General features: G+C 27.6%; 19 protein-coding genes and 1 pseudogene. 13 read left to right on the forward strand and 7 right to left on the reverse strand.

Going from position 1 to position 17,880, the window contains the following annotated elements:
- Both ACERKK_RS04710 and ACERKK_RS04715 read right to left on the reverse strand, forming a co-directional pair.
- A pseudogene (locus tag ACERKK_RS04710) lies at positions 1–674 on the reverse strand (hypothetical protein); the annotation flags it as partial.
- A 38-nt stretch (positions 675–712) separates the two neighbouring features.
- Positions 713–1,186 (reverse strand): hypothetical protein, encoded by a 474-nt coding sequence (locus tag ACERKK_RS04715; protein WP_373771925.1) that lies wholly within the window; start codon positions 1,184–1,186, stop codon positions 713–715.
- A gap of 154 nt (positions 1,187–1,340) precedes the next feature.
- On the opposite strand from ACERKK_RS04715, the gene thrS reads away from it, so the two are divergent.
- From thrS to rplT, 4 genes are all read left to right on the forward strand, one after another.
- Positions 1,341–3,149: a threonine--tRNA ligase gene (gene thrS, locus ACERKK_RS04720; RefSeq protein ID WP_373771926.1), complete on the forward strand. Its 1,809-nt coding sequence runs from the start codon at positions 1,341–1,343 to the stop codon at positions 3,147–3,149.
- A complete protein-coding gene (infC, locus tag ACERKK_RS04725; RefSeq protein ID WP_373771927.1) occupies positions 3,146–3,682 on the forward strand; it encodes a translation initiation factor IF-3 in 537 nt (178 codons plus the stop codon). The genes thrS and infC overlap by 4 nt, the downstream gene beginning before the upstream one ends.
- 137 nt (positions 3,683–3,819) lie before the next feature.
- The gene (gene rpmI, locus ACERKK_RS04730; RefSeq protein ID WP_373771928.1) at positions 3,820–4,017 is read left to right on the forward strand and encodes a 50S ribosomal protein L35; all 198 of its coding nucleotides are present in this window, start codon (positions 3,820–3,822) and stop codon (positions 4,015–4,017) included.
- Between the two features lie 107 nt (positions 4,018–4,124).
- Entirely contained in the window at positions 4,125–4,484 is a 360-nt protein-coding gene (rplT, locus tag ACERKK_RS04735) for a 50S ribosomal protein L20 (RefSeq protein ID WP_373771929.1), read from the forward strand.
- 48 nt (positions 4,485–4,532) lie between these two features.
- On the opposite strand, the gene ACERKK_RS04740 is transcribed toward rplT, so the two are convergent.
- The 5 genes from ACERKK_RS04740 to glmM all read right to left on the reverse strand — a co-directional run bounded on the left by ACERKK_RS04740 (position 4,533) and on the right by glmM (position 9,709).
- On the reverse strand, positions 4,533–5,927 hold the full coding sequence (locus ACERKK_RS04740; RefSeq protein ID WP_373771930.1) for an NAD(P)/FAD-dependent oxidoreductase: 1,395 nt from the start codon (positions 5,925–5,927) through the stop codon (positions 4,533–4,535).
- A gap of 49 nt (positions 5,928–5,976) precedes the next feature.
- Positions 5,977–6,567 carry a molybdenum cofactor guanylyltransferase MobA gene (gene mobA, locus ACERKK_RS04745; RefSeq protein ID WP_373771931.1) on the reverse strand — a complete coding sequence of 197 codons (591 nt, stop codon included), beginning with the start codon at positions 6,565–6,567 and terminating at the stop codon, positions 5,977–5,979.
- 2 nt (positions 6,568–6,569) lie between these two features.
- Positions 6,570–7,838 carry a 3-isopropylmalate dehydratase large subunit gene (locus tag ACERKK_RS04750; protein ID WP_373771932.1) on the reverse strand — a complete coding sequence of 423 codons (1,269 nt, stop codon included), beginning with the start codon at positions 7,836–7,838 and terminating at the stop codon, positions 6,570–6,572.
- A 75-nt stretch (positions 7,839–7,913) separates the two neighbouring features.
- Positions 7,914–8,378: a signal peptidase II gene (gene lspA, locus ACERKK_RS04755; protein ID WP_373771933.1), complete on the reverse strand. Its 465-nt coding sequence runs from the start codon at positions 8,376–8,378 to the stop codon at positions 7,914–7,916.
- Positions 8,375–9,709: a phosphoglucosamine mutase gene (gene glmM / locus ACERKK_RS04760; RefSeq protein WP_373771934.1), complete on the reverse strand. Its 1,335-nt coding sequence runs from the start codon at positions 9,707–9,709 to the stop codon at positions 8,375–8,377. The genes lspA and glmM overlap by 4 nt, the downstream gene beginning before the upstream one ends.
- A gap of 83 nt (positions 9,710–9,792) precedes the next feature.
- On the opposite strand from glmM, the gene rpsT reads away from it, so the two are divergent.
- The 9 genes from rpsT to ACERKK_RS04805 form a co-directional block, all read left to right on the forward strand.
- On the forward strand, positions 9,793–10,053 hold the full coding sequence (rpsT, locus tag ACERKK_RS04765; RefSeq protein WP_373771935.1) for a 30S ribosomal protein S20: 261 nt from the start codon (positions 9,793–9,795) through the stop codon (positions 10,051–10,053).
- A 27-nt stretch (positions 10,054–10,080) separates the two neighbouring features.
- On the forward strand, positions 10,081–11,148 hold the full coding sequence (gene prfA, locus ACERKK_RS04770) for a peptide chain release factor 1 (RefSeq protein ID WP_373771936.1): 1,068 nt from the start codon (positions 10,081–10,083) through the stop codon (positions 11,146–11,148).
- A 33-nt stretch (positions 11,149–11,181) separates the two neighbouring features.
- The gene (locus tag ACERKK_RS04775; protein ID WP_373771937.1) at positions 11,182–11,367 is read left to right on the forward strand and encodes a DUF1653 domain-containing protein; all 186 of its coding nucleotides are present in this window, start codon (positions 11,182–11,184) and stop codon (positions 11,365–11,367) included.
- 239 nt (positions 11,368–11,606) lie between these two features.
- The gene (locus tag ACERKK_RS04780) at positions 11,607–12,656 is read left to right on the forward strand and encodes a PstS family phosphate ABC transporter substrate-binding protein (protein WP_373771943.1); all 1,050 of its coding nucleotides are present in this window, start codon (positions 11,607–11,609) and stop codon (positions 12,654–12,656) included.
- A 120-nt stretch (positions 12,657–12,776) separates the two neighbouring features.
- Positions 12,777–14,510, forward strand: coding sequence for a GGDEF domain-containing protein (locus ACERKK_RS04785; protein WP_373771938.1), 1,734 nt, complete (start codon positions 12,777–12,779; stop codon positions 14,508–14,510).
- A 73-nt stretch (positions 14,511–14,583) separates the two neighbouring features.
- On the forward strand, positions 14,584–15,513 hold the full coding sequence (pstC, locus tag ACERKK_RS04790; RefSeq protein ID WP_373771939.1) for a phosphate ABC transporter permease subunit PstC: 930 nt from the start codon (positions 14,584–14,586) through the stop codon (positions 15,511–15,513).
- Positions 15,510–16,700 carry a phosphate ABC transporter permease PstA gene (pstA, locus tag ACERKK_RS04795; protein WP_373771940.1) on the forward strand — a complete coding sequence of 397 codons (1,191 nt, stop codon included), beginning with the start codon at positions 15,510–15,512 and terminating at the stop codon, positions 16,698–16,700. Before pstC ends, pstA begins: the two co-directional genes overlap by 4 nt.
- A 12-nt stretch (positions 16,701–16,712) precedes the next feature.
- Positions 16,713–17,483 carry a phosphate ABC transporter ATP-binding protein PstB gene (gene pstB / locus ACERKK_RS04800; protein ID WP_373771941.1) on the forward strand — a complete coding sequence of 257 codons (771 nt, stop codon included), beginning with the start codon at positions 16,713–16,715 and terminating at the stop codon, positions 17,481–17,483.
- The coding region (locus ACERKK_RS04805) for a phosphate uptake regulator PhoU (RefSeq protein ID WP_373771942.1) at positions 17,483–17,880 on the forward strand (398 nt) is incomplete at its 3' end. The genes pstB and ACERKK_RS04805, both read left to right, overlap by 1 nt.

Raw genomic sequence — 17,880 nt, forward strand, 5'->3', positions numbered from 1 at the left:
AAAACAATAGATTCTTCTTCTAATTCTTCTTTTTTTGGCAAAGAATTAATTGTTTTTTCTAATTTTCTTGCTTTTTTATCAATTTGTGTGATTTTTTGTTTTTTTAATATTTGTAAATTTTTAAGCTCTTTTTGCTCATAAACTTCATAAAGATATTTATCAATATTTTCAACTTCTTCAATTTTTGGTATAAAACTTTGTTTTGGAATTTCATCTAATTTAATTCCTACTTTTACAACTCTACTTGATGAAAATTCATCAATATGTCTTAGAGCTTCAAGAATAATCCTATTTTCATCTAATATTATAATATTTGTATGTTTACCTGTAAATTCAAGTTGTAAAATAGTTGTAAGCTTTTTATATGAAGATGAAGAATTTACTCTTATATTTATGATTTTATCATCATTATATAGTTCTATATTTTCTATTTTAGAGTTATTAAATCTTTTTTGTAAAGCAACATCAAATGGAGCATTAAACTCTTTTTTTGCTTTTAATAAATTTTCACATTTAAAAACAGTACTATTTCCTTTTGCCATATCAAAATAGATTACATTTCTATTATTAAACTCTATAATAATTATATTATTCTCAATTCTTTTTATTGACTTGATACTTTGTACATTTTCACTTAAATAAGTAACTATTTCTTTTAATAAATAATATTTCAAATTAATTCACTTTAGGAGGTTTATTTTACGAGTTTCTCTTATTTAAAAGAGTATTTGTCAAATTTATAAATAATTTTTTCAGCTAATAATATCATTGAGATATTAATTTTTTTAAAATTCTCATCCTTTATATTTACTAAAAATTCATCATATACTTTACCATATGTGAAAATTGTAAAATAAATATACTCTTTTGATTTAGATTCTTTATTTAATTCTTTAAACCAAACAGCTAGAAGTGAGAAATATAACATTGATGGATTAAACTCTTCTTCTTTTTTTAAAGCATTTGAAATTTCATTATTAATAAAATTATATCCATCCAAAATAGCTTTAATTCTATAATGTTTTCTATTATCTAAATAATATTTGCTTGGAAAAGTAACATTTGATATTTGTTTTAACATATCATCATTTACTTTATTAAAAGTATCAATAACATCTTTGTCAATATTGTATATATTACTGTTTTCCTTGTCTTTGTACGAAAGAATTAAATCTTTACAAAACAATAATAAGCTTTCTGTTTTTATCTTTGATAGGTTTAAAATCATATAGTATTGTAACAAAATTTTATTAAATATTATCATTGATAATTAAGTTTAAGTCTCTTTGCGATAAAATAAGCTAAATTTAATAAAAACATTTATTTAATAAAGGAAATTATTGGAACCTATTGGTATATTAAATGAAGGTCAAATATATGATCTTCAAACTGCTGAAGCTTTAAATATCCAAGGAGATGTTATAAAAGCTGACAACTCTGCTGAATCTTTAGAAATTCTAAGACATTCATGTGCTCATATGATGGCTCAAGCCATTAAAGAGCTTTACCCAGATGCAAAATTTTTTGTAGGACCTGTTGTAACAGAAGGTTTTTATTACGATTTCAAAACAGACACCAAAATCTCTGATGAAGATTTACCTGCTATTGAAAAAAAGATGAAAGAAATCGCTAATAGAAAACTTAAAATACAAAGATATGAGACAACTAGAGAAGATATTCTTACTAAATTTGCAGATGATGAATTAAAACAAGCTGTACTTAAAAATATTACAGATGATACTTTAACTATGTATAAACAAGGTGACTTTGAAGACTTATGTAGAGGTCCTCACTTGCCTACAACTGGTATGATTAGAGCATTTAAACTAACAAGAGTAGCTGGTGCTTACCTTGGTGGTGATGAAAAAAATGAAATGATTACTAGAATTTATGGTATCGCATATTTTGACAAAAAAGAGCTTAACGATTACGTTAGAATGTTAGAAGAAGCAAAAAAAAGAGATCATAGAAAACTTGGTACAGAATTAGAATTATTTGCATTTAACGATGATGTTGGAGCTGGATTACCATTATGGTTACCAAATGGTGCAAGATTAAGATCTAAACTAGAGCATCTTTTATATACAGCTCATAGAGTAAGAGGTTATCAACCTGTTCGTGGTCCTGAAATCTTAAAAGCTGATATGTGGAAAATTTCTGGTCACTATGCAAACTATAAAGAAAATATGTACTTTACTACTATTGATGAACAAGAGTATGGTATTAAACCTATGAACTGTGTTGGTCATATTCAAATTTTCAAAAATTCTCTTGTTTCATACAAAGATTTACCAAAAAAATTATTTGAATATGGTGTTGTTCATAGACATGAAATGTCTGGAGCTATGCATGGTTTATTTAGAGTTAGAGAATTTGCACAAGATGATGCACATATTTTCTGTACTCAAAATCAAATTAAAGAAGTAATATTTGAAGTATTAGAATTTGTTGATGCTTTAATGAAAATGTTTGATTTTAAATATGAAATTGAAGTTTCTACAAAACCTGAAAAAGCTATTGGTGACGATGCTTTCTGGGAAACAACAACAAAAGGTATCATGGATGCCTTAGATGAAAATAATATTTCTTATGGTATTGATGAAGGTGGTGGAGCATTCTACGGACCGAAAATTGATATTAAAATAACTGATGCTATTGGAAGAAAATGGCAATGTGGTACTGTACAAGTTGATATGAACTTACCTTCAAGATTTAATGCTGAGTTTATTAATGCAGAAGGTGAAAAAGAACAACCAGTAATGATTCATAGAGCTATTTTAGGTTCATTTGAAAGATTTATTGGTATTTTAACTGAGCATTGTGCTGGAGAATTCCCATTTGTTATTGCACCAACTCAAGTAATTTTTATTCCAATTGCAGATACACATGTTGAATATGCAAAACAATTAAATAAAGAATTAGTGTATAATAATATTGATGGTGAAGTTTACTCAATGAATGAAAGCTTGAATAAACGAGTTAGAATGGCAGAAAAAAGAAGAGTACCTATGATCGTTGTTCTTGGTGATGAGGAAGTTGCGAACCAAACTATTGCTTTAAGAAATAGAAGAACTAGAGAACAATCAAATATGAGCAAAGACGAATTTATGTCTATGCTAAACGAATTAAAACAAGGAAGTAGAATTTGAGTAGAGATAATAAGAAAAACAATGTAATCATGAATGAAATGATTACAGCAAGAGAAGTTAGATGTACAGGTGATGATGGAACTAATTATGGAATTATTTCAACAGCAGATGCATTATCAACTGCTGATGATTTAGGTTTAGATTTAGTATTAATTGCTCCAGATGGTAAACCACCTGTTGCAAAAATCATGGATTACGGTAAATTTAAATATCAACAAGAAAAAAAGAAAAAAGAAGCAAGAAAAAATCAAAAAGTAATTGTAGTTAAAGAGATTAAACTTTCTGTTAAAATTGCTGAAAATGATATTAGATATAAAGTTAAACATGCAAGAGAGTTTTTAGAAGCTGGTCATCATGTTAAATTTAGAGTATTTTTAAGAGGTAGAGAAATGGCTAATCCACAAGCTGGTGTTGCTGTTTTAAAAGGTGTTTGGCCAATGATTGAAGACTTAGCAGTTATGGACAAAGAACCAAAATTAGAAGGTAGATACGTTAATATGATGGCTTTACCTAAAAAAGACGAAAAACATTAATCATAAAAGAAGAGACTCTACTCTCTTCTTTTCCTCCCAATATAAATTCACACTTAAACAAAATTTAATCAATTTTTAAATATAATAGCAAACTTTTTCATATATATGAAAATGCAAATTTTAAAAAGGATTTTTCAATGCCAAAGATGAAAACTAATAGTGGCGCTTTAAAAAGATTTAAAGTGAAAAAAAATGGTTCTATTAAAAGAGGATCTGCTTTCAGAAGCCACATCTTGACTAAAAAAAGTCAAAAAAGAAAAAGAAATCTTAGAGGTCCACAAACTGTTGCAGCAGTGGATGCATCAAGAGTTAAATGGATGTTATGCCTAGCATAATCATCTGATTATTTTAAAAGAGATTTAGTCCCTCCACGTAAAAGTGGAAAAGTTCAATTTAATTATTGACACCCTTATTATAAAGTAATGGTAAAGAAAGGAAATACATGCCTAGAGTTAAAACTGGTGTAGTTAGAAGAAGAAGACATAAGAAAGTATTAAAAGCAGCTAAAGGATTTTTTCAAGGTAGAAGAAAACATTTTAGAAAAGCTAAAGAGCAATTAGAGCACTCATTAGTATATGCTTACAGAGATAGAAGACAGAAAAAAAGAGATATTAGAAAACTTTGGATTGTAAGAATCAATGCAGCTTGTAGATTAAATGATATCAACTATTCAAGATTCATGAACGGATTAAAAATAGCTGGAATTACTTTAGATAGAAAAATCTTAGCTGATATGGCTATGAATGATTACACATCATTTGTAACATTAGTTAATTCTGCTAAAGATGCATTAAATAAATAAAAATTTGCATAAATTAAAAAAGGGATGAAGTTTACTTCATCCCTTTTTTTATGCCTTACCAAATAACATTCCATATTGTGTTAATGGCTTTAATAAATACATTTGTGCAAGCCACCAAATATATCTATCTTTTGTAGCATCTAAAGGAAAAGATGGAGTTGCTTCTTTAGTCCAGTTAAATTCAGCTAACATTGTTTTTCCAATATCTGTAATAATTGGATATACAGTATAACCATCATACTTAGCACTTAATTCTTTATCTTCCATAGCCAAAATTAAATTATCAATTAATACTTTATACTGTTTTCTTATACTTCCACCTGTCTTACCCATAGGAGCATCAATAATATCACCTAAGGCAAAAACATTTTTATATTCTCTATGTTGCAGAGTTTCTCTGTTTACAGGGAACCAAGTCTTATTTAAACCAAGTTTTGAATTCATAATCTCATCAGGTGCTTTCATTGAAGGAGTGATATGTAAAAAATCAAAATTTTTATCTACAATTTTTATTGAATTACTTTTATCATCAAAAACTTCAAAACTTGCAATTTTATTTTTTATATCAACAGAAATAAGATTGTGTTTATAATTATAAGTAATATCTCTTTTTGTAAATTGTTCTGATATTGCCTTATTGTAAACTTCTACTTCAATCATAGAATCTAAACTTGTACAAAATTCTAAATCAACATTATTCCTAATATTTGATTCTACTAATCGTGAATGAGTTAATGATACTATCTCTTTAGCTGCTCCTGCACATTTTATATTTGTATTTGGTTGTGTAAATATAGCTTTTAAGTTTTTATTTGTTTTAGCTTTTTCTATTAGCTTTTGCATTTGTATCCAAGTAGAATATGCTGCATCAGTATTATAAATAGTTGTTATTCCAGAATCAGAAAATGTTTTTAGTATTTTAGATGAATCTCCTAAAGTATAAGTTTCTTCAATTTCTTCCAAACCTTTTATATGTGAAAAATCAAGCTTAAGACCTGCTGCTATAATTAAAAAATCATAAGTTAAAATTTCATTTGATGATAATACTACTTTATTTTCATCTGGCATAAACTGCATAGCTTTATCTTTTATAACTGTTACAGATTCAGGAATAAAATCTCTTGTTTTATATAAAATATCTGATTTTTCAAATATTCCTGCTGCTATAAAAGAGTTTCCTGCTTGATAAGATACTGATTTAGGATTTGGTTCTATAATTGTAATATTTGGATTTTCTAAACTTCTTACAAGTCTTGCAGCAGTAGAAATTCCTGCAAGGCCACCACCTATAATTAGAATTTTTCCTTTAGCATTACTAGGTTCAACAATATTTGAAGCTTCTACTTTTGATGATGTTAGTAAACAAGAAAAAGAACTTAAACCTGCTAATTTAATTGCATCTCTTCTAGAAAGTTTAGTTATTTTTTTTTGATTGTTTGCCATTTAAAATCCTTTGAAATAATATACAATAATTATTTAAAAATGCAAAGGTTTATTTAGTATTATTGATAATATCTATTGCTTTATTATATTCATCTTTATTATTTAAATTAATAAATTCATCATCATTATCAAAATTAAGGTATTTAGTATTATTATTTTTTAGTAAATATCCAACTTTATGAATATCTTCTTCTAACATTTTATTTATTGTTGATAAATTATTTTTTGAGAATACTCCACATAAATTATGTGTTCGTAAAGTTTGTGCAACACAAATATCAAAATTATTTGATTCATTTATTAAACTTGAAATTGATTCTATTGAAACTAATGGTGTATCAACTGTAATAATAAAAACTTTTTCATCTTTTAATGTTTGTAATATAGTTTGCAATGCAATAATTGGAGAATAAACTTCACCTTTATCTAAAATAAGGCAATTAGATGATTTATCTAAAAAATCAAATTTATCATTTTTAGAAGAGAGATAAATATTTTTAAAATAAGGTTTTAATCTATCATATTGATATTGAGTTAAAGAAGTAGAAGAATCAAAAGGAAGAAGAGATTTATCTTCTCCCATTCTTCTACTTTTTCCACCACATAAAATAACACAAGGTATTTCAAATGATGGTGTCATTATTATAAACCTCTTGGGTCTGTAATATAACCAGAAATTGCAGATGCTGCTGCAACTGCTGAGTTAGCTAAGTAAATTTTTGAGCTTCTTGAACCCATTCTTCCAACAAAGTTTCTATTTGTTGTAGAAATACAAACTTCATCATCACCTAAAATACCCATATAACCACCTAAACATGCTCCACATGTTGGGTTTGAAACAACAGCACCAGCATCAACTAATGAGTCAATATAACCAGCTTTTGTAGCATCTCTAAGAATTTTTTGTGTTCCTGGAGTTAAAATAAGTCTAACATGTCTTGCAACTTTTTTACCAGCTAAAATTTCAGCTGCAACTTTAAAGTCTGATAATCTTCCATTTGTACAAGAACCAATAAATACTTGATCAACTCTGATATTATCTTCAACAGCTTTTTCAACTGAATGTCCATTTGATGGTAAGAAAGGATATGCAATAACAGGAGATAAACTTTCAACATCAATTTCAATAACTTGTGTATAAACTGCATCATCATCAGAATAATGAATTTTTGGTTCAGCTCTTAAAGAATCTCTTGTATCTAAAAATTCTTTTGTAATATCATCATATGCAACAATACCATTTTTAGCACCTGCTTCAATAGCCATATTACATAAAGCAAATCTATCATCCATTGATAAGTGAGGAATTGCAGAACCTGTGAATTCTAATGTTTTATATAAAGCACCATCAACACCTAAGATTCTAATAATTTCAAGAATTAAATCTTTTCCAGTTGTATACTCTTTTGGTTTACCATTAAAAACAACTTTAATAGCTTCAGGAACTTTAAACCAGTTACCACCAGTAATCATACCAAATGAAATATCAGTTGATCCCATACCCGTTGAGAATGCTCCTAAAGCACCATGAGTACATGTATGAGAATCTGCACCAATAATTACATCACCAGGTAATACTAAACCTTTTTCTGGTAATAAAGCATGTTCAATTCCCATGTCTTTTTCATCAAAGAAATATTTTAAATCATGTTTCATTGCAAAATCTCTAGAGATTTTAGCTTGATTTGCAGATGCAATATCTTTTGCAGGAATAAAGTGATCAAGAACAATAGCAAAACCTTCTGGATTAACTAATTTTTCAAAACCACCATCTTCAAATGCTTTAATAGAAATTGGAGTAGTAATATCATTTCCAATTACCATATCAATATTACTTCTAATTATTTCACCAGCATATACTTTTCTACCAACATGCTCACTAAATATTTTTTCTGTTATCGTTTGACCCATATTTAATCTTCCTATATTATTTTCTATTTTCAGAGATTATAACCAAATTATTTTTAAGCTCCCAAATTTGGAAATTTAACTTTGTTTACTTTCTTCTTTTTTTGATGATTTTATTTGTTTATAAATGATTATTACAACAGCAATATCAATAATTACATCTGCAAAATTAAAAATTGCAAAATCAAAACCATAATGCCAATATAAATAATCAACAACCCCACCATAAGTAAATCTATCTAATATATTTGATAAACCACCCGCAAAAAGTAGTGATATGGGAAAGTAATATTCATAAAAAACATCTTTATTTTTATATAAATATATACAAGCACCAAATACTACAGATAATTGAATATACTTTAAATACTCTTCTAAAAAGGATAACATTGAAAATGCTACACCATAATTATATGCTAATTGTAAAGACATATATGGTCCATACACATCCCAATCAAAATGTGCAAAACCATATTTTATAAGTTGATCAAGTGTAAAAAGAACAGTAAAAAGTATATAGAAAAATACTAATTCTCTTCTCATAGCACTTTTTTAAAGAATGAAATTAGAGTTTGCATTCCTTCTTCAACATCTTTTTTATTTCTACCTTCTAAAAGTAATCTAATCTTATTTTCAGTTCCTGAATATCTAATTAAATCTCTCATACCTTTTTCTCTTAAAGGCTTAAGTAATTCATCTAAACCTTCAATTTTATCTAAAGGAATTTTCTCATTAATTTTCATATTATGTAAAATTTGAGGATATAATTCAAAAGGATTTAAAACTTCACTAGCTTTTTTTCCTGATTTTATAACTAATGCTAAAACTTGTAATGCAGATGCTAAACCATCACCAGTTTTTGCAGCATCTGAGAAAATAATGTGACCACTTTGCTCACCACCGAAGTTAATATCTTCATCTTTCATAACTTCAAGTACGTATTTATCACCTACGTTTGATCTATGTAATTTAATGTCATCTTTTTCTAAATAATCTTCAAGTGCTTTATTAGACATAACAGTTGCAACACAAGCATTACCCTCTAATAATTTTTCATCATTTAAGTACTTACAAAGAGCGCCTATTAATTTATCACCATCAACTACATTACCTTTTTCATCAACTACAACTAATCTATCTGCATCACCATCAAGTGCTAAACCAATATCTGCTCTGTACTCTTTTACAAGCTTTCCAATATTCTCAGGATGCATTGCACCGCAGTTTTCATTGATATTAAATCCATCAGGTTTATCATTTACAACAATAACATCTGCACCTAATTCATTTAAAATTGTAGGTCCAACTTTGTATGCTGCACCATTTGCACAATCAAGTACAATTCTTAAACCATGTAGTGTTAAATCTTTTGGAAAAGAGCTTTTTATTGAAACAATATATCTTCCAATAACATCATCAATTCTTTTAGATGCTCCAATACTTTTATCAGTTACTTGACCATTAATAAGAGCATCTTCATTATTAAAAATCTCTTCGATTTTTTTCTCACAATTTACACCTAATTTATTACCATGGTTATCAAAAAACTTAATTCCATTGTCTTCATAAGGATTGTGAGAAGCAGATATCATAATACCAGCATCACATCGCATACTCTCTGTTAAATATGCAATTGCAGGAGTTGGCATAGGACCAATTTGAATTACATCATAACCAACAGCAGTAAGACCACTTACAAGTGCATTCTCAATCATATACCCACTTCGTCTTGTATCTTTACCTACAAGTATTCTTTTTGTTGTAGAATGCTTCCTAAAATATATACCCGCAGCCATCGCTAATTTGATTACTGTAATAGAATCTAAAAATTCTCCAGCCTTACCTCTAACGCCATCTGTTCCAAATAGTTTCATTAAATCTTCCTAAAATTAAACTTGTTTTAAGTTGCTTTGGGTAACATTCTACCCTTAAAAATTTTACAAAGAGGTTAAATAAAATGGCAAATCATAAATCTGCAGAAAAAAGAGCTAGACAGACAATAGTAAGAACTGAAAGAAACAGATTCTTCAAAACAAGACTTAAAAACGTAACTAAAAACGTATTAGCAGCATTAGAAGAAGCTGATAAAGAAAAAGCATTAGCTACATTCAAAGTTGCAAACAAATATATCCACCACTGTGTATCTAAAGGTATCCTTAAAAAGGGAACTGCTGCTAGAAAAGTAAGTAGATTACAAGTAAAAGTTAACGCTTTATAATTCCTAACCGAATTATAAATTAACAATATGCTACAAGACAAATTACAGCCTTTTATAAATAGGCATGAAGAGATTAACGAATTATTAATCTCTCCTGAAATAACTAGTGATATAAAAAAAATGACTGAACTTGCAAAAGAACAGTCTAATATTGCTCCAATTGTTAGCAAAGCTAAAGAGTATATTCAAGTTTTAAATGACATCGAAGAGAATAAAATGCTTCTTGATGACAATGAACTTGGAGAACTTGCAAAAGAAGAGTTAAGAGAATTAGAGCCAAAAAAACCTGCATTAGAAGAAGAAATTAAATTTCTAATGATTCCTAAAGACCCTAATGATGACAAAAATATCTATTTAGAGCTTAGAGCAGGTGCTGGTGGTGATGAAGCTGCTATATTCGTAGGTGACTTATTTAGAGGTTACTTAAAATATGCAGAAAACAATGGCTGGAAAGTTGAAATTATGAACACTAACGAAAGTGAGTCAGGTGGATACAAAGAAGTTGTAGTTCTAATTAAAGGTGATCACGTATATTCAAAGTTAAAATTTGAAGGTGGTACACATAGAGTACAAAGAGTTCCTGCTACTGAATCACAAGGAAGAGTTCATACATCTGCTATTACAGTTGCTGTAATGCCAGAAGTAGACGATGTTGAAATTGAAATAGATCCTAATGATCTTAAAATTGATGTTATGAGAGCCAGTGGTAATGGTGGGCAATCTGTAAATACTACGGATTCTGCTGTAAGAATTACACATATACCAACAGGACTTGTAGTAACAAATCAAGATCAAAAATCTCAACATAAAAACAAAGATAAAGCTATGAAAGTTTTAAAAGCTAGGCTTTATGACATTCAAATGAATGAGAAGATGCAATCAGAAGGTGCAACTAGAAAAGAACAAGTTGGTACTGGAGATAGAAGTGGAAGAATTAGAACTTATAATTATCCACAAAACAGAATAAGTGATCATAGAATTAACTTAACACTTTACCGATTGGATTATATCATGAATGATGGTTTATTTGATGAAGTAATTGATCCTCTTATTGCTGATCATCAATCTAAACTAATTGAGGCTAATGGATTATAAAATCCGTTAGTTTTCTTTTTTACTACAAATCTTATGCTAAAAATAAATCAAACATATACTCACTATAAAAACAAACAAAACTACATAATTTTAAATTTTTGTAAAATTCAAGAAAATGATACTTGGGTTAAAGCAGTTATCTATAAACCAGATGATTGTGAAGAACTTTTTGTAAGATCATATACTGAATTTGAAGATAAATTTAAAAAAACTAAATAATGATTAAAAATATTAATATAATTTAATTTAATCGAAAACATTTTTATAACTTTACTTAATTATTATATTTTATAAATACAATAACTCTAAACTACTTTTCTTAAAGCCTTATTTATAGGTGTCTTTACTTTAATTTCTTTAAATACTTAATAAATATAATCTTGGGTAACCAAAATGTAACCAATTGATATTAGAATTTCGGAATAAATAAATCAAAACATTTTGGAGAAAACATGACAATTAAAAAAACTTCTCTTGCTTTATTAGCAAGTGCTGCATTAACTGTAAGTTTAAGTGCTAGAGATCAAATTAAGATCGTTGGTTCATCAACTGTATATCCTTTTTCATCTTCAGTTGCTGAAGAATTTGGTGCTACAACAAAATTCCCTACTCCTGTAGTTGAATCAACTGGTTCAGGTGGTGGAATGAAACTATTTTGTTCAAGCAATGACTTAAATACTCCAGATATTACTAATGCTTCTAGAAGAATGAAAGCTAAAGAGTTTAAAATGTGTGAAGAAAATGGAGTTGTTGATATTACAGAATCTGTAATTGGTTATGATGGTATAGCATTTGCTCAAGCTAAATCAAATCCTGCATTTAACATTTCAAAAGAACATTTAGCATTAGCAGTTGCAAAAGAAGTACCTTCAAAAGATGGTAAATCATTAATTGCAAATCCATATAAAAAATGGTCAGATATTGATGCTTCATTACCAAATAGAGAAATTATTGTTTATGGACCACCAAAATCATCTGGTACAAGAGATGCATTTGAAGAGTTAGTAATGCAAAAAATATTTAAAAAGATGCCTTTATATACAGATCTTTACAAAGCTGATAAAAAAGCAAATAAAAAATATAAAAAATATTCAGTAATTAGAACTGATGGTGTTTATGTTGAATCTGGTGAAAATGATAACTTAATCGTTCAAAAATTAGATAAAAACAAAGATGCATTTGGTGTATTTGGTTTCTCTTTCTTAGTTGAAAATGATGATAAAGTACAAGGTGCAACAATTAATAATGTTCATCCAACACCTGAAAATATTTCATCTGGAAAATATCCAGTATCAAGATCTTTATTCTTCTATGTAAAAAATTCACATAGAAAAGATGTACCTGCAATTAATGAATATGTAAATTTATTTATGTCTGAAAAAATGATTGGTAAAGATGGAATCTTAGCTGAAATTGGTCTTATTGCATTACCTGATGCTACAAGAACTGCTATTAGATCAAACGTATCTAAAAGAACAAAACTTTCATTAACTGATTTAAAACACTAAAACTTATTAAGAAGTAGAATTTTCTACTTCTTAAATAACTTTATTAATAGATTTTTATCTGTTTAACGCGAACAAAGAGATAAAAGTCTATTAATAAGGTTATTAATATTAGGTGAAAATATGACTCAAAAATGGACTTCAATAGTTGAAAAATTAGATTATGCTTTTCAACCAATTATTCACTCACATACTGGTAAAATTTTTGCTGTTGAAGCGTTAATACGTAATTATGAACAAATTCATAATATTAATACTATACATGAATTATTTGATTTAGCATTTAGTGATGATTTTTTATATGAATTTGATTTAATGCTAAGAGAAAAAGCAATAAAAAAATTTTCTACAATTAATGTTGAAAATTTAAGATTATTTTACAATCTTGATAATAGAATTATTTACAATAAAGCATTAACAACAGGTAATACAGCAAGTTTACTAAAACAATATAATTTAAATAAAGACATAATAACATTTGAATTAAGTGAAAGAGGTGCTCTTTCTGAACAAAGTGCTTTAAGTACAATGATATATAGATATAAAAAAAATGGATACTCAATTGCAATTGATGATTTTGGAATTGGGGTATCTGGATTAAAACTTTTATATTTTAGTCAAGCTGATATTATTAAATTAGATAAATTTTTTATTAGAGATATTGATACAGATTCAAAGAAAAAACTATTTTGTACTTCAATAATTGATATGGCTCATACAATGGGTATTAAAGTAATTGCAGAAGGTATTGAAACAATAAATGAGTATTATACTTGTAAAGATATCGGTGTAGATTTTATTCAAGGATTTTTAGTTCAAAAACCAACAAAAATTACAAAAAATATAACAAAAGTATATAATGAAATTGTAAAAATCATAGAAGATGATAAACGATTTGAAAATACTGTTTTAATTGATGAAAAGTATATTGAAAAAGTAACTCCTCTAAATGTAAATACTTCACTTTATGATCTTTTTATTCATTTTAAAGAAGCTGTAAATTGTAGTTTTGTTCCAATTGTTGATGATTTTCATAACTTACTTGGTGTTATTTATGAAATTGATATTAAAAAGATTTCTTATTCAAAATATGGATTATCACTTGCAAAAAATGAAACACTAGCTTCTACACTTAAAAAATATATTAAACCTGTATTTTCTGTTGAAGAAACATGGGGTGTTGATAAAACCTTAGAGATGTTTAATTTAAATGCACAAAATAGTTTAGGAATATTTATTACAAAAGCAAATAAATATAAAGGATATTTAAATTTAAATACCTTATTAACAATTTCTTATAATAGAAATATTGAAATAGCAACAAATCAAAATCCACTTACTAAATTACCAGGAAATAAAAAGATTGAAAGTTTTATTCATCAAAGTCTGAAAAATTTTAATAAAGAAACTACACATATGCTTTATTTTGATTTTAATGATTTCAAACCTTTTAATGACCATTATGGTTTTAGACAAGGTGATAGAGCAATATTAATTTTTGCAGAACTACTACAAAAAAAATATCCGAAAGATTCATTAATTGCTCATATTGGAGGAGATGACTTTTTTGTTGGTATTAAAAATAAAAGTTATGAAGATACATTTGCTTTGACATGTAATGTTCTTGAAGAGTTTAAAACCTCAATTAGAGATTTATATACACAAAAAGATAAAGACAATGGATATATTCTTGCAAAAGATAGATTTAATATTGAAAGAAGATTTAATCTACTCTCAACTTGTTGTGGAATTATTGAAATTACAGATAAATCCAAAACTAATAATTTTGATCATACTCTAAATATTATAAAAAAATTCTCTAAAAAATCTTTCCTACCTTTGGGTGCTAGTATTTAGCATCTACTCTTTGTAACCATCTTGTAACTCTCTTTAATTATACTTCTGAATAAATTAACAAAAAGGCAAATTATTGAGCACTTTTGAAACAAGAAATAAAAATAGAGAAATAACTGAAAAGCTAATTAAATTTGCATTAATTACTGCTTCTGTTATTTCAATATTAACAACTTTTGGAATTTTATTTTCAATTTTATTTGAAGCTATTGAATTTTTCCAAATGAGAAGTTTTTGGTATTTTATTACTGGAACTGAATGGTCACCTGGTGTTGAAGGTAGTAAATTTGGAGCTGTTCCAATTTTTGCAGGTACTTTTGTAATTACAATTATTGCACTTTGTGTTGCAATTCCTATTGGTTTAGGAAGTGCAATTTATATGAGTGAGTATGCTAGTGATAAAACAAGAGATTACCTAAAACCTTTATTAGAAGTATTAGCTGGTATTCCAACTGTTGTATATGGTTTCTTTGCTGCTATTACAGTTGCACCATTAATTGTAAAACTAGCTGATAGCGTTGGTTTAGATGCAACATTTAACTCAGCACTAGCATCAGGTGTTGTAATGGGAATTATGATTATTCCAGTAATTTCATCATTATCTGATGATGTTATTAGAGCTGTTCCTGATTCTCAAAGAAAAGCGGCTTTAGGACTTGGATTAACTCATGGAGAAACAATTAAAGATATTGTTATTCCATCTGCACTTCCAGGAATTATTTCAGCATCACTTTTAGGATTATCAAAAGCACTTGGTGAAACTATGATTGTTGTTATGGCAGCTGGTTTAAGACCAAATCTTTCATGGAACCCACTTGAAGATATGACAACTGTTACTGTAACTATTGTTAATTCATTAGTTGGTGATTTTGAATTTAATTCACCTGAAACATTATCAGCATTTGCATTAGGATTGGTATTATTTGTTGTTACTTTAGTACTAAATATTATCTCGTTATCTTTAATTAGAAAATTCAAAGAAAAATATAAAGTGAATACATTATGATTAATAAAAAAGAAAAAAAATTAATGGAAACTAATCCATTTTATGACCCTACGTTAAAAAAAAGACATACAAGTGCAAAGAGATTTAAAAAGTTTACTTTAACTTCATTAATCTTTTCAATTGCGTTTTTAGCATTTTTCCTTTTTGATATTATTGGAAAAGGAACACCTGCTTTTCATGTTACATATTTAGAAGTAGATGTTTCTTATAATGAAAAATCTATTAATGATTCAAGATATGCAGTTGAAAGAAAATATAGAAATATTGTTTCAAGAGCTTGGTTAAGAGAACTTCCTAAACAAGTTAAAGAAAATCCATTATTAATGAATACAACTCAAACACTATGGGTTTTAGCTGATGATCAAGTTGATCAGTACTTTAAAGAACATCATTATAAATTAAAGTCAAAAGATAGAGCCTTAGTTGATGATATGAAAGCTCATGGAAGAGTTGATTTTAGATTTAACTCTATTTTCTTTACAAATGGAGATTCAAAAATTCCTGAGTTTGCTGGATTATTTTCTGCAATGGTTGGTTCAATTTTAACATTGATTATTACAATGTTAGTTGCTTTTCCTCTTGGAGTTATGACAGCGATTTATTTAGAAGAGTTTGCAGAAGATAATAAATTCACTAGACTTATTGAAGTAAATATTAATAACCTTGCAGCAATTCCATCAATTTTATTTGGTCTATTAGGTCTTGCAATTTTTATTAACCTTTTTGGAATGCCAAGATCATCACCACTAGTAGGTGGTTTAACATTAGCACTTATGACTTTACCTATTATTATTGTAAGTTCAAGAGCAGCCTTAAGAGCAGTTCCAGATAGTATTAGACAAGCAGGATATGGTTTAGGTTTAACAAAAATTCAAGTTACAAAAGATCATGTTTTACCATTAGCATTTCCTGGTGTTTTAACAGGTTCAATTATTGGTTTAGCACAAGCTATGGGTGAAACTGCTCCTTTAATTATTATTGGAATGATTGCATTTATCCCAGATGCACCAACAATGGTAACAGATGCAGCAACAGTTATGCCAGCACAATTATTTACATGGGCAGGAATGCCAGAAAGAATGTATATAGAAAAAACAGCTGCAGGTATTATGGTATTACTTACAGTATTAATATCATTAAATGCAATAGCAATTTATTTAAGAAAAAAATTCGAAGTTAAGTGGTAGAAGGAATATAGTATGAAAAAAGATAATAAAGTTAAAGTTAAAGTTGAAGAATTAAATCTATGGTATGGAGATAATCATGCCTTACATGGAATTAATGTTGAACTATATCAAAATAAAATCACTGCTTTAATTGGACCTTCTGGTTGTGGTAAGTCTACATTTTTAAGATGTTTAAATAGAATGAATGATTTAATTTCAGCTGTTAAAATTGATGGTTCAGTTGTTATTGATAAAAAGAACATTTATGATAAAGATGTTGATGAAGTAAGTGTTAGAAAAAAGATTGGTATGGTATTTCAACAACCAAACCCTTTTCCAAAATCTATTTATGACAATGTAGCTTATGCACCTTTAAAACATGGAATTGTTGCAAAAGGAAAAGAGTGTGATGAACTTGTAGAAACATCACTTAGAAAATCTGGACTTTGGGATGAAGTTAAAGATAAGTTAGGAGAACCTGGAACTTCATTATCAGGGGGACAACAACAAAGATTATGTATTGCTAGAACTATTGCTGTTAAGCCTGAAGTTATTTTAATGGATGAACCAACATCAGCACTTGATCCAATTTCAACTGAAAAAATTGAAGCTTTAATGTTAGAGCTTAAAAAAGATTATACGATTATTACAGTAACTCATAATATGCAACAAGCTGCAAGAGTTGCTGATTACACAGCATTTTTCCACTTAGGGAAACTTATTGAGTATGATGAAACAGAAACAATTTTTGTTAATCCAAATAATAAGAAAACAGAAGATTATATAACAGGAAGGTTCGGATAATGTTAAAGATTTATGAGGATAAAAGAAATATCATTAGAGAAGATATTTTAGAAATTGGTAATACGGTTGTTGATGCATTAGAGACATCACTTAAAGCATTAAAAGAAGATAATGTATCTTTATTTAAAGATATTGATTTATCAACTAAAAAACTATCAAATAAATCAAATGAAATTGATAATTTGATTGTTACAACTTTAGCTTTATATTCACCAGAAGCTAAAGATTTAAGAGAGATGGTTTCATATTTAAAGATTACAAATGAATTAGTAAGAGCTGGTTCAAATATCAAAAGTTTTGTTAAGATTTTTAAAAATGCATATTCAAATGATTTAAATACAAATACAATTTTAGAGTTTGCAATACCTTTACAAAAATCAGCATTATTAGCTTTAAA

Source organism: Poseidonibacter sp., assembly GCF_041821165.1.
GTDB lineage: Bacteria > Campylobacterota > Campylobacteria > Campylobacterales > Arcobacteraceae > Poseidonibacter.

What these genes read in the sequence shown, in the direction of transcription:
- rpmI (WP_373771928.1), top strand. Translation starts at nt 3,820, where the DNA reads ATGCCAAAGATGAAAACTAATAGTGGCGCTTTAAAAAGATTTAAAGTG.
- rplT (WP_373771929.1), top strand. Translation starts at nt 4,125, where the DNA reads ATGCCTAGAGTTAAAACTGGTGTAGTTAGAAGAAGAAGACATAAGAAA.
- ACERKK_RS04740 (WP_373771930.1), bottom strand. Translation starts at nt 5,927, where the DNA reads ATGGCAAACAATCAAAAAAAAATAACTAAACTTTCTAGAAGAGATGCA.
- mobA (WP_373771931.1), bottom strand. Translation starts at nt 6,567, where the DNA reads ATGACACCATCATTTGAAATACCTTGTGTTATTTTATGTGGTGGAAAA.
- ACERKK_RS04750 (WP_373771932.1), bottom strand. Translation starts at nt 7,838, where the DNA reads ATGGGTCAAACGATAACAGAAAAAATATTTAGTGAGCATGTTGGTAGA.
- lspA (WP_373771933.1), bottom strand. Translation starts at nt 8,378, where the DNA reads ATGAGAAGAGAATTAGTATTTTTCTATATACTTTTTACTGTTCTTTTT.
- glmM (WP_373771934.1), bottom strand. Translation starts at nt 9,709, where the DNA reads ATGAAACTATTTGGAACAGATGGCGTTAGAGGTAAGGCTGGAGAATTT.
- rpsT (WP_373771935.1), top strand. Translation starts at nt 9,793, where the DNA reads ATGGCAAATCATAAATCTGCAGAAAAAAGAGCTAGACAGACAATAGTA.
- prfA (WP_373771936.1), top strand. Translation starts at nt 10,081, where the DNA reads ATGCTACAAGACAAATTACAGCCTTTTATAAATAGGCATGAAGAGATT.
- ACERKK_RS04775 (WP_373771937.1), top strand. Translation starts at nt 11,182, where the DNA reads ATGCTAAAAATAAATCAAACATATACTCACTATAAAAACAAACAAAAC.
- ACERKK_RS04785 (WP_373771938.1), top strand. Translation starts at nt 12,777, where the DNA reads ATGACTCAAAAATGGACTTCAATAGTTGAAAAATTAGATTATGCTTTT.
- pstA (WP_373771940.1), top strand. Translation starts at nt 15,510, where the DNA reads ATGATTAATAAAAAAGAAAAAAAATTAATGGAAACTAATCCATTTTAT.
- pstB (WP_373771941.1), top strand. Translation starts at nt 16,713, where the DNA reads ATGAAAAAAGATAATAAAGTTAAAGTTAAAGTTGAAGAATTAAATCTA.